This window comes from Persicobacter diffluens (assembly GCF_036244895.1).
GTDB classification, from domain to species: Bacteria; Bacteroidota; Bacteroidia; order Cytophagales; family Cyclobacteriaceae; genus Persicobacter; species Persicobacter diffluens.
The window spans coordinates 97,340-110,839 of the sequence record NZ_BQKE01000005.1; the positions used below are offsets into that span (position 1 = coordinate 97,340).

Consider the following 13,500-nt stretch of genomic DNA (forward strand, 5'->3'; position numbering starts at 1 on the left):
TTTGTCAAAAGGCCCCGTACAGAATTCCTCTTTTTTTGTTGGTTTTTCTATTTTTTACCCCTCAGGAAGAGTGAAATGCCGTATTTTTAGCCGGAATGGAGTACAGAAATACGGATAAAGAAAAAGGCGAAAATCCACTATCGGATTTTCGCCTTTTCGTAATTCACCTATTTTTTTTATTGTTTAATCAATTTGAATAATCGGCTGTGGCCATGCTGATCCACTCCTTGAAGCAGATACATACCCGCCGGATAAGCACTTAAATTCAGTACTCCTTCTTCAGAAATTTTAACCTGAATGCGCCCACCGGCAGTATTATAAATTTGATATTCCTTTAATTGCTCCTCCAGCCTGAAAAGTCCGCGACTCGGGTTGGGGTAAATTCCCTGACTCTCAAAACCCGGTTCCATGGCTAAAGGCTTTCCGACTCTTAAATTCTTATTTTCCAGAATATCATAAACTGCCCGCTTCTTAGGTGCCTCCGACAATGGTTGCCCCAAATACTCCTGCATTCCAAAACTATTTTTAGGGCTATAACTGCTCGCCAAATTAAAGTAACACCCGCCGGCTACTTTCAAATCATTAATCGCATAGGCATACCACTCCATGGTCAGATCATAAATCCGATCATCATTTTGCATGGCTACGATCACATCCCCATATTTTTCATCCTGCGAATTAAGGGTAACCAGGTGCTGGCCGCCTTCATAGAAGAATAATTCTACCCCAAACTCTTTAGCGAGGTCCGCATCACTTTTTAAATCCGGCATATCACGATTATACATCGTGCCTCTTGTTTCCCTATCCAGGTCATTAAGGGTAACCGCGTAACCTAAATTGCGCAAATTTTCCAACTCCTGATTTTTGGGTCTGAAGTAATTGGCAGTGGACAACATGTCTACGTTCCCATTCAACTGGTTAAGCATGGTTCGATTATTTCCGGACTGCCCACGCTGAGCACCCAAGACGCGAATAACACGAGAATTTCCAAGTACGGAACGAAATTCATTAAAACAAATACCCGAAATATAGGCACGTTTTTGGTGGAAGTTCAGGCTAGAAACTTCCGCATCATTCAAGTTATAAATCCAGCCGTTTTGGGTGAATTGTCCATTCCAGGTTTCATTAGAATACTCCACATAAACTTTAAGATGACTGTTCAAATGATCCTTAAAAACCTGAGCCATATTTCGAAGGTAATTACGGTCTAAGCCCACCTTATGCGGTACACACACCCAGATATCTTTATCCGTAATGTTGGCCAATTGTGCCATCACCTCATAAGGAGTGAAATGCCCATCATGACGGCCATCAAAACCATTGCTGGTAGAATAAGAATAATAATTTTCTCCTATTCTATCGCTCCAGTTTTCAATATTATTAAAATTTGTAGTTCCCATATCCATTAGGCGAAGTACAGGAAATGGAGCAAGTTCCTGAAGGAAAAGCTCATCAAAGGGTTGCTGCTGATAGGAAGATTCCGTTCCCGGTGCCAGCACCCGGATATTTCGAACATGATTTCCCTTTTGCGAAGATTTAATATGCATGAATACTGGCGCCGTGGTTCCATCCATTTCGATGGTTACTTCCATGCGATTCGCCGCTACCAATTGCTCATTTTTTACTTTACTTCCACTAAAGTCCAAGGTTCCCTGACCATCCCATAACACGATATATTTCCCTTCATGGAACTCTTTGGTAGTCAACAATACGGTATGCACCCCTTTGGCCTGAAGCCCGACAAGTGGCACCTCCAGAGGATAGCCGTCCTGGTCTACTGCCATTTTATCTCCTTCGAAGGTGTTGTCGCCTCCGCCAATGGAATTGGAGGTACGCCATGGCCGGGCCTGTTTCAACACATTCTTAAACATCACATCCTCATAATCATTCACCCCATGAACGTTTATTCCCATCAAAAAGTCTCCTGAAGGCGGCGTGCTGCCTGCATTGGTGGTAGCACTCGCCTCATTGCTTTTATTGGAAACATTCCCTGCAGCATCCTTGGCGCGCACATAATAGGTATAGGTGGTGTTGGCACTTAAGCCCGAAACCGTGTAACTTGTATTAGCGGTACTGGCCTTAAAATTATTATTTTGATAAATATCATAAGCCGTTACCCCTACGTTATCCGTTGAAGCATTCCAGCTTAAGGCAATACTGCTGCTCGAAACGGCATTAGCCTGCAAATTTCCGGGAGTGGTGGGAGCTTCGGTATCAGGCGTATTATCCTGAGAAATGGTAAATGTTTTGGCGACCTCTCTTTGCCAGTCTCCCTCTTTCAAGCCATTTACCTGCAGAAGCGTTTGCCAGATATTACCATCGGTGGATCCTTCTGCGGTAAAGCTACTAAAGGCTCTGCCTTCCCATGCAGGTGTAATTTGTATGGCACTTGGGTCAATAGTGGTGCTGCTTCCCAAATCCAGTGTAATAGAGGCCGGTAAACTGGTCAACGTTCCCCAAAGAGAGGTAAGATTGCCATCATAGGCATTCTTCGCCGTGCTGTTAGAAACGGTCGCACTAACCGAATAGCCACTTTTGGGATAAGTAGTTCCCTGTTCGATCCAGGCAATCTGCGCCACATTGGGATCATAAGTAGTCGTACCATCCAGTACGGTCACCCGAAGGTAGCGGAAAGACTGACCTCCACTATTTCCCTCAGTGGTGACGGACAGCGTATTACTTTTTGGGGAAGCATTTCCGGCAGCGTCCTTGGCAATCACATGGAAGTTATAAGTGCTGGAGGACTGAAGTCCACTGACTGTATAATTGGTGTTACTTGCCGTTGCCAAAAACTGGTTGTCTTGATAAACCTCATACTTATCCACGCCAACATTATCGGAAGACGCCCCCCAGGAGAGAGAGACACTGTTGGTGGATACATTGGAAGCGGATAAATTCGATGGAGCCGTTGGTGCCTCAGTATCCGGATTGGTATCCAGATCCAGTGAAAAAGATTTGGCTACGCCTTTGGTCCAATCCGACTCTTTAAGCCCACTGACCTCCGTAGCCGTGATCCAGTTATTCCCATCGGCGGAAACTTCCGCCCGAAAAGCAGCGGCCGCTCTACCCTCATAGGCAGGAGTAATTTGCAGCTGAGAAGGTACAATATCGGTATTCAGTTCCAGCGTAATGGCCGCAGGCAGGGCCGTTAGCTGCCCCCAGATGGTACCGGTATTTTTGTCATAAGCACTATTGGCGCTACCGGAAGCCACGGTGGCACTTACCGAATAATTAGATTGAGGATAAGTAGTCCCATTGGCCACCCAGGCAATCTCTGCAATATTAGGGTCATAGGTGCCTACTTTATCCAATACCGTTAATCGAAGAAAACGGTAAGCTGAAGCAGTTTGTGTAGACATTCCTTCCCCTCTGACCAACGCCCCATGTCCTACACAAAAAAATAGTAAAAAAATTGCATAAAGTTTCGTCTTCATGGTTTTGTGTTTTAAAAATTAACATATGGTTATATATAATAAAGAGGGGAATTTTTCCCCTCTAAAAATTTCAATTATGGAAGGTATTGATGTTTTTGCTGTTGATAAAATTCACTTAATATATAAAATGCCTGTTTTTTAGTTCCCCCTTCGCCAATAATGCCTTTTCTGTTCCACATGTCCTGAATATCGGCTAATGGTCTTCTTGGTGATCGGAAATCACACAGTGCCCAGGGGGTAAAGCCGGCAAGGTTTGGAATATTATTAATTCCGTCCAGCGTTTTTTCATAAATCTCCGCCTGGTATTCCTCGGACCACACAGTCTGCTTATCAGCATGATAACCGGCTAAAGCACCCGCACCCCATTCACTTACAATCACAGGTTTATTATATTTTACTTCCCACTTTATATTTTTAAACGCTGCGATATCACCACCATACCAGCCATGATATTGGTTAAAACTCATAATATCCACCACTTCCCCGAAAGGATCATCAATAACCTTAGCTCCGGTCTCCTGATGGCGACTTACTTCCATGGCTGCACTCACTAATCGACTATCATCCTTACTTCTAACAGTCTGGACTAAATTAGTCAGGAACATATTTCGGGCCTCACTTACCGGGGTCTCATTGGCCACACTCCATATAATGACTGCCGCTCTGTTTTTATCCCGAAAAATCACATCGGAAAGCTGTTGTTTGGCATTCGCTAAAGTGGCTTCATTCTCCCAGGCAATGGTCCAATACACCGGAATTTCCTCCCAAAGTAAAAACCCTAATTCATCTGCCAGTCTCGGCATATATTCATTATGCGGGTAATGCGCCAATCGCATAAAATTCGCGTTCAGGTCTTTGGCCCACTGGAACATCTGACGTGCATCGGTTTCACTATAATTCCTACGGCCGCCAATAGGGTTCTCTTCATGAGCGCAAATGCCGCGAAGTGGATAGGGTGCCCCGTTCAATAAAATCTGCGCGCCTTTGGTCTCTATGGTTCTGAAACCGATTCGGTCCGTCAGCTGATCATTAGCCACAGATAATTTCACCTCATAGAGTTTAGGCTGCTCCGGGCTCCAAAGCTGGAGCTTTTTATTTTTAAAGGAGATTTGAGCATTTCCATTTTCATCCGTCTGAAGCACTTTTCTCACCTTCAATTCCGGTATATCCACCACTACCTCCGTGGCCAGGCTTACTCCTCCTACATTGATATTGGCCGTAATATGGCTTCGGTCTTTTTTATCCAGGGTGAAACGATAATCCGCAATATAGACTTCCGGCACGTCAATAATTTTCACTTCGCGGGTGATGCCTCCATGGTTCCACCAGTCGGTGTTCACGGTCGGTACCGCTTCCTCCTTGCGGGTGTTGTCCACTTTCACCACTACAAAATTTTGCCCATCTTCCTTTAGAAAATCGGTGATGTCAAAATTAAAGGGCGTGAAACCGCCTATATGCAAGCCCACTTTTTTCCCATTAACATAGACATGTGCTTCATAATTTACCGCCCCAAAATAGAGATAAGCGCGTTTTCCGTCTTTTTTATAATGCTGGAAATTTCGCTGATACCAAACCACGCCTTCATACCAGTGTAAGGCCTCCACCTGTGTGGTCCAACTACTCGGAATGGTCATGGTGGCGGCATTATCAAAATTATACTCACAACGCTCCGTCTTATCTTTAGCTTTGGAATTTTGGTAATAAGCACTGGTGCCCGGGTTTAAGGTCCTTCCCCAGGTATCATAGGGACTTCGGCGATAATCGTAATAACCATTCTCGTATGGATCTACAATATAGTGCCACTTTCCATTAAGGGAAACCGCCTCCCGGTTAAAAGCATTGTGCAATAAATCAGTGCCCTGCACACTCAATGCTGTGGCTAAAAAACAGATAAAAATAATGAATTTTTTCATATAAAAAGAATCGTAAAAGGGGCCACCAACATCCCCATTATCGATGGCCTGAAATTTATTTTTTAATGATTTTCTTTGCGGCTACCTGTCCCTCACTCAGGACATTCAGGATATAAACTCCTGCCGGAAGGTGACGAATATCAACGGGTTGACCTCCCGCATAAGCACCGCTATGCACAAGTCTTCCTCCGGTATTAAATAATCTGATGATAAAGTCCTCCCCTTTGGTGTCCACATTGATTACGCCCGTGGTCGGATTTGGTGATACCGTAAATTGAGGGACTGCTTCTCCTGCAGCAAGGGCACCGCAATTACCTCCCTGATTTTTAATTTCAATGGTCAACTCATCCGATTTGGCAACGCCATCAGCCTCAATGGTAGTAATAATTTTGATCTCCCCATTTCCGGCACAGCTTCCGGAGGCCTGAATTTCGAAGCCCAAACCTTGCGTTTCTACCTCTACTTCAATATCCTGCTCATTTACCAGCATCCACTCATAATTATCATCATGAATAAAATCTTCCGGTCCACCTTTAAATACCAGATTGGCCTTCCCTTTATTGTCCTCAATGAGGGTGGTATTAACTGTGCTGAGGGTAAGGTCTGCGTTACTTCTAAGAAATTTAAATGCGCCAATATCATAACGGTCAAAGGTGAAATCTTCTCCTTCGAATTCGATAATCTTTACCGAATTGGCCTGTAATGGAATGATAGCACCATCTGATAGCGTCAAAAGGGAAGTATTCATCTCGAAGGCATTAGCACTATAATCTTCTGCCAACAATTCATACACTGTAGCAGCAGTTGCTCCACCAAGAATCTCGGATGGGATATCTAACTGAAGCGTATAATTATGCTCGAAATCGCGACTGAAAAGTACCAGGGCATATTTGCCTTGCTCAGTTTTATAGAAATGATGGCCTACCGGATCTAATTCAAAAGCAATCCCTTCATCATTGACCAAAGTGTTCTTAGTCTGTAGGCTACTGTTCAAAATGTCACCCACCGAATGTTCATTCAGTGTTTTGGCCAGTGTATACAGGGGTCTTGGTGAATAATTATCCTCCGGATTCGTTATTCTCCACTCCCCGGCAGTCAAATGAAACAGCGTTGGATAAATGTTCCCCAGGCGGGCAGCATTACACATATAATCCCCGATCATCAGCGCCTGTCCGGTACGTCCATTATAAACTGAAGTGGTGGCATTGGTCTCATAAATATAAAATGGTTTTATATTTTTATTACCTACTCGATACATATCAAAATACAGGGTTTCTATCATACCATGGAAACGCTTGGCCATTAATTCATAACGGTTTTGATAATATTTCAACTCCGTCTCACCGAAATCTAAACTGTTATCATAATTAAAGTCTCCACTGAGATAACCTGAAACGCCCAGCACATCTACCTCTCCGCCATCACCGGTCAAAGCATTTCTGTTGACGTCGTAGCTACTGGCACGGTCCGGATATCTGCCTGAAATCACCACCAATACCTTGTCAGGATCAAATGCCGGATGCGACTTAATCACATTAGCCATATCCCGGCACCATTCCCGGTAAACTTTATAATCACGACCAATTTGGGAATTATGGCCATTGCCTCCCCAAACTTCATTTCCAAGCTCGATCACTAATTGGCTCAGCTGTGGAAGAAAAGGATCATCAAATCCTTCTGCTATCCTCAATTGTCCTCCCTGAGTGGTTTCATCACCACCTAAATAGTCCATTAATTTGGTAAAAGTCGCCTCACTATCGGTCATATAATCCGTATCATCAGCCACTCCTACTACCACTGCATAAGCGGCATTCGCCTCAATGGCCAATTGGGCCAGCTCACCATAGGTCATGGTTTTTCCGGTACCCGCTGCCTGCGCAAAAGAAATGGAGTTCGCATCAATGGCCCCCCAGCGAATCAGAGAAGGGTGCATGGCTTTGGCTACTTCTTGTATCCTTGGTGAATTGGTATATTCCCCCTTCACATAAGGTGGGTTGATCCCAAAACCGGTATTGTAAGCAATCGCTTCCGGTAAAAGCGAAATTTTACCCACTTTATCCCCAAAGTCTATAAAATCAGGATCGAAAACGGTGGTAGAAAAACTGATCGCCTCGCTGGGAACGGATAGGTTACCGGAAGCATCTTGCGCAACAATAGTAACCTCATATTGATGCTCCGGCATCAGCCCCGTAAGGACAGTGGAATCTGCAGTAATCCGGTCTGGACTATACAATTGATCATTGACATAGACAAAATAGCCTACCACTGCCGTTTCTGCATCATGAGCTCCGGACCAACCAATTTTCATGGATACCCCTGAAGCCTGCAACAAGTCAACTGAAGTTGGCGGACTAGGAGGATTATGATCCTCTATAAAAGTATTAAATTGTAAGGTAGAAGAAACTAAAGAAAGGTTACCCATTTCATCAAAGGCCTGAACCACCACCGAATATTGCGTATCTGCGGCCAGCCCCTCAAACTGATATTCAGGTTTACGAACAAAACCTTCCTCCGCAATTCCATTTAAATAAACTTTATAACCAATCACACGCTGATTATCCGTGGCAGCTTCCCAGGAAATGGATGCCCGATAACTTTCCACAATATTCGCTTTCAGGGCGGCAGGAGCAGCAGGTGCTTCATCATCCCACATATGGTATACCTGCGCTGCAGGAATGTATTCTTCGGAAATTCCCGCTTCCGGGTTACTCCATTTCAAATCAAATACCAAAGGGCCCAAAATCTGGTGATGAACACCATATACCCCATAAACCTTTCCTTCCTCTAAATAAATTTCATCTGAGGTAGGGGAATCTTGATCCCATTTGTCATACAATAAAATTGTTTCCTTCTGAATTTCTGCCGTATTGCTGAAATAAATGGCGCCCGGCTCATGAGCCTGAAAGTGAAATCTGTAATTTCCCGTTTTGGGCGGCTTAATATAACCCGAAATAGAGGAAGTGAAATAATCCTTTTTCGTTTTACCCGCAATAATGCCCACCGTTAGGGGAATATTATCCCAATCCAGTTCATCATAAGGCATCCTGGACTGATCAATAATGTCCTGATAGGCCGAAATCGTACTCGCATCGGGTTTTTCCTCTTTCCAGAATTCCACATCATATAAGCCAAAATGCCAACCCTTACGGTCATAGTCCTTCACCTGGATTTTCAAATCCACTTCCTCGCTATATGCGCCACTGCTAACCGAAAGGGTAATGTCCGTTTCCCCTACCTGACCATTTACGGCCAAATTCAAAACAGCAAAACCATCCCCGTCCTGATGATCAATGGACGAAATGGTAGCGATCTCGGCATCCGCAATCGTAGCACTTAAGCTCAATGGAAGATCCATGGGTAAGTCCCCCACAATGATTTGCTGATGGCTAAGGGTGCTATTCAAGGCAAAAAGTGGCACATATTTGGGCGTAGTCACTTCCAATACCTGACTATTGTCTGAAATATTCCCTGCTGCATCCGAGGCAGTCACATAAAAAGAATAGCTAGTAAATTCCGTCAGGTGCTCTACCTGAAAGCTCAGGCCAGCCGTAGATCCGATTTTAACATTATCCTGGAAGATGTCATAAGCCACCACACCGACATTATCGGTGGAAGCTTCCCAGCTCAGCAAAAATCCATTCGCAGTAAGGTAATTAGCCATTAATTGCGTGGGAGCGGTAGGTGCGTCTTCATCCACCGGTGGCGGGCCTAATTCAAAGGTAAAGGATTTAGGGACCCCTCTTGTCCAGTCGCTTTCCTTCAAGCCACTTACTGCTAAAGCTTCTACCCACAGCGCATTATCCGCCGAAGCTTCAATAATAAAAGAGGCCATTGTCCGGCCTTCATATGCGGGGGTAATCAATAATTCGTCGGGGCGAATTTCCTCCGGTATGGCCAGCGTAATGGAAGCCGGCAGGCTATTGATTTGCCCCCAAAGGGAATTCGGATTTTTATCATAGGCCGCCCCGGCATTATCTGGGCTAACCGTAGCATTTACCAAATAATCCGCAATAGGATAACTTTGACCATCAGCTCTCCATTCCAATTGGGCGATATTCGGATCAAGGTCACCTACGGCTTCTAAAACGGTAACCCTAAAGTAGGAATAACCCCCTTCTTCGGAAAAAGGAATAAGCGCCTCCCTGGCCCTCAAATTGATCGTGCTGGATAAAAACACTAAAAAAAATAATAAATACCTCTTCATAATCTTTAATTAAAAAATTAGGTAAAAAAGCCTTTTCGTCTTGCTATAAAAAGGCAGCGTTAGGAATTAAACATTTTCTAATACTGGGTTCAAAATATTGAATAGCATGCTGGTGAATGTGTAAAAATAGAGGGAAAAGGAGGGAATTAGGTATACTACAGGCCAGTCCATCTCAACGGCTATTTCACTTATTTTCAAAGGTCTAAAAAGCTGAATCTTTAGCTCATTTTACATTTTAAAAGTTGATATTTACACCTTTTGTCATCCGGGCCTGCATATAATTGTTTTCACTTCCTAACGATAAAGGATTGATCCCTTGCGTAAAAAATTCAATAATACTTTCAGGAAAATCAAGTGATCATATACGTTCAGGGAAAGGATATTCGAAATACTTCGCTACTTTTTTATTATAATTTCATTTATTATGCCATTAATTATTGTACTAATGGGTATAATTTTACTTCTCCTTCTGATGATGGTAGTAAAATTAGATGCATTTTTTTCGCTGATTATTACGGCCTTATTTGTAGGCCTGTTGTCCGGTATTCCTCTATTGGAAATTATCCATGTCATTTGCAATGGCGTCGGGCAAACGATGGGGAATATCATCCTGATCCTGTGTTTTGGTGCCATGTTGGGTAAACTTATTGAACATAGTGGTGCCGCTCATGCTATCGTGTATAAATTGACGGCGCTTTTTGGCCTAAAAAAAATCCAGTATGCCATCCTGATCACCGGCTTCCTGGTAGGGCTGCCAATGATGTATAATGCCAGCTTTCTGGTATTGATTCCCATCATCTACACCTTCGCCAGTACCACCGGTTTGCCTTTACTATATTTGGGTATTCCGCTGGCCGCCACATTATCCATCGCCCATGGCTATTTACCTCCGCATCCTGCCCCCACTTACGTGTCTTTCATCTATGGTGCTGATCTGAACAAAACTTTACTGGTGGGGCTGGTACCGGTGATACCGGCTTGCTTATTTGCAGGGATATATTTATCAAAATTTTTCAAACACATCAAAGTCAGTCCGCCGAAAAACCTGTTCGAAAATAAGCATATTCCGGAGGAAAAGCGGCCGGGTCTTGCTATCAGTATTTTTACAGCTATTACTCCTGTAATACTGATGCTTTTTGGGGCGCTTATTGACATTTTTATTCAAACCCCACCAAAAGGAGTGCAATTAGATTATATGGCCATTTCGGCTTCATTCATCTCCATTCCTTTGTTCAATTCGGTCGCCGGTTATCTTTTGACCACGCTAAAATTCTTCAGCGAGCCTAATATGGCACTGCTGGCAGCAGTATTACTGGGCATTTATACCCTGGGCATCCGAAGAGGGGAAACGATGGGAGAAATCATGAAATTATTAGGGAAGTCCGTAAGTGCCATTGGTATGATTATCCTTATCATAGGTGCTGGTGGTGCATTTTCCTTTATTTTGCGTGAGGGAGGCGTTAATGAATACATTGGGCAAATCACCGCCAATATTCAGGTAAATCCACTGCTTCTGGCATTTTGCACCGCCGCCATTCTCCGATTAGCGGTTGGCTCGGCCACTGTGGCGACCATGACTGCTGCACCGATCATGTTACCCATCGCATTAAGCTCTGGCGTAAGTCCGGAATTAATGGTACTTGCCACCGGTTCAGGAAGTTTGCTTTTTTCTCATTTCAATGATGTCGGTTTCTGGATGTTTAAAGAATATTTCAATGTATCGATAAAACAGACCTTTGCGATTTGGACAGTGATGGAAAGTATTGTAGGACTGGTAGGACTTGGTGCCTGTCTCCTGATGGATCAGTTCATGGGAAGAATTCCTGCCGAAAATATAATAACTGCCCTTTTTTAACGTCAATACCATGATAAGATTATATTTTTTTCTGATACTATATTCCCTGTTTTTTAGTGGATGTACCTCAGACAGTTCGAAAAAAGCCTTATACATCAACTCCTACCATGTGGGCTATCCCTCCAGTGATCAAATCAGTTTGGGGGTACTGAACGCTTTTCATGATACCTCCATTACATTGGATAGCATATGTCTGGATTTTAAAAGAAATAATAGCCCGGACTTCATCCATGAAAAAGTAAAGGCTACGATGGAAAAAATCCGGGCATTTGAAGCAGATATCCTGCTGATTTCGGATGATGCCGCTATGGCGCACCTCATCAAACCCAATATGGATTCATTGAACACTCCGGTGTTATACTGCGGTATAAACTGGTCCGCAGAAAAATACGCCCTGGAGCCTGAAAAATGCTCCGGTATGCTGGAAGTACTGCCCATTGATACGCTTTTGAAAACCGTTAAGCATGTGGCGCCTAATTATAAATCCCTTACCGTTTTATCAGAGAACACCCTTTCGGCCCAAAACGACAAGGCCGTACTTGAACCGATATACCATAACAATGGCTTTTCGGTAGATTATGCCTTTGTCGATAATTTTGAAGAATGGAAGCTGGCTTATCAGAAAGCGGCAAAAAATGCCCATCTTATTTACTTTCCTACCAATGGTGCTATTCAGGATTGGAATGAAAAAGAAGCCCTTCAACTGATACAGCAGCATCCGGCCGTCATGGTCACCTGCGATGATTTTATGATGAAATATTGCCTGCTGGGATACACTAAAGTCGCCATAGAACAAGGCAACTGGATGGCCGGGGAAGCCATTGCCCTCTTACAAAATTCCAAAAACATCACCGATATCCCGGTATGCAGCAATCAGGAAATAAAAAAATATATTAATAAGTCTATGATGGAAATAGTTGATTTTCCTATACAAAATATTCCATCATGGGAATCTTTCAATACAGAGGATTATGAATAAAATAGCGGAACGCATTCAACACCAAATTTCATTTTTGGAAAAACATGCTGACCATTTGGTCATCGATACCGACACTCACCTGACTGATCCGTCGTGCCTACATCCGGATTTTCAGCAAAAGCTGAATAATAATCCCTATTATTATCAGGGGCGCCCCATCAATGAGGCGGAACTCCTTTTGGAAATGAAGCAGGCGGCAGTGGACATGGCACTGATATGGCAAAACCCCGCCTGCACGTATTACACCAACGATCCACAGGCGAATTTTGAGCAACTACTTCAGGCCAATCAATACATTGCGGACTGTGCTCATCGGTATCCGGAGAAATTTATCCCCGCGGGCTGGACCGACCCGAAAAATTGTGGATTAGAGAATGCCCTTCGGATTATCGAAACCTGTGTGCTGGAATATGGGATGCCCATTATTAAACTGAACCCTGCCCAAAATGAATTTCGAATGGACGACCCTATGGTCTTTACCATTGTAGACAAAATAATAGCACTTAAAGCCATTCCCGCATTCCACTATGGGGCTGACACCCCCTTCACTCCTGCTGTTGCCCTGGAAAATCTTGCTAAACGTTACCCGAACCACCCCATTATTGCGGTACACATGGGCGGTGGGGGCGCCGCCTATATTGAAGCCGATGAACAATACACGGAAAGCCGAAAACTGGGTTTAAAATATCCAAATATTAAATTTGCCCTTAGCGCTAAGCGGGATACCCATATGGAAAGTGACCTGATCGCCTACCAAACTGCCGGAGCACCTTTTTCCAATAACCTGTTTTGCGCAAGCGATGCGCCCTATGGCAGAATCAGTTGGAATTTTGGGGGCTTCCGTCAGATGTTTAAATCCCTTTTGGATCAAAAAAATCACCCACAGTTGCATTGTTGCCCTACTGAAAACCTATTTAATGATGCGGCAGTCGCACAATATATGGGCGGAAATTTTGTGCAGCTGGTATTGGAACCCTTAAAAAATATACAAGGGTTGATTACCAGGGAGAAGTCTCAGCTGGTGTAGCTGAAAAAAAGAATAGTCTTTGAATAAAAAAAATCTCACTATTATGGTGAGATTTTTTTTTAATAGTACAATTTTCATTACCACAAAT

6 protein-coding genes are annotated in these 13,500 nt (G+C 43.7%); 3 read left to right on the plus strand and 3 right to left on the minus strand.

Annotated elements, in window-relative coordinates:
• Positions 1-176 precede the first annotated feature (176 nt).
• The 3 genes from AAA970_RS23905 to AAA970_RS23915 form a co-directional block, all read right to left on the minus strand.
• Positions 177-3,434: a fibronectin type III domain-containing protein gene (locus AAA970_RS23905; protein WP_338239413.1), complete on the minus strand. Its 3,258-nt coding sequence runs from the start codon at positions 3,432-3,434 to the stop codon at positions 177-179.
• 74 nt (positions 3,435-3,508) lie between these two features.
• Positions 3,509-5,347 (minus strand): glycoside hydrolase family 2 protein, encoded by a 1,839-nt coding sequence (locus tag AAA970_RS23910; protein WP_338239414.1) that lies wholly within the window; start codon positions 5,345-5,347, stop codon positions 3,509-3,511.
• A 55-nt stretch (positions 5,348-5,402) separates the two neighbouring features.
• Positions 5,403-9,551: a fibronectin type III domain-containing protein gene (locus tag AAA970_RS23915; RefSeq protein ID WP_338239415.1), complete on the minus strand. Its 4,149-nt coding sequence runs from the start codon at positions 9,549-9,551 to the stop codon at positions 5,403-5,405.
• Between the two features lie 424 nt (positions 9,552-9,975).
• Between AAA970_RS23915 and AAA970_RS23920 the strand changes: the two genes are divergently transcribed.
• Genes AAA970_RS23920 through AAA970_RS23930 form a run of 3 tightly spaced genes read left to right on the plus strand, consistent with a single transcriptional unit; the run spans position 9,976 to position 13,412 of the window.
• Positions 9,976-11,406 carry a gluconate:H+ symporter gene (locus AAA970_RS23920; RefSeq protein ID WP_338239416.1) on the plus strand — a complete coding sequence of 477 codons (1,431 nt, stop codon included), beginning with the start codon at positions 9,976-9,978 and terminating at the stop codon, positions 11,404-11,406.
• 10 nt (positions 11,407-11,416) lie between these two features.
• Positions 11,417-12,385, plus strand: coding sequence for an ABC transporter substrate-binding protein (locus AAA970_RS23925; protein WP_338239417.1), 969 nt, complete (start codon positions 11,417-11,419; stop codon positions 12,383-12,385).
• A complete protein-coding gene (locus tag AAA970_RS23930) occupies positions 12,378-13,412 on the plus strand; it encodes an amidohydrolase family protein (RefSeq protein WP_338239418.1) in 1,035 nt (344 codons plus the stop codon). The genes AAA970_RS23925 and AAA970_RS23930 overlap by 8 nt, the downstream gene beginning before the upstream one ends.
• The last annotated feature ends 88 nt before the right edge of the window (positions 13,413-13,500 follow it).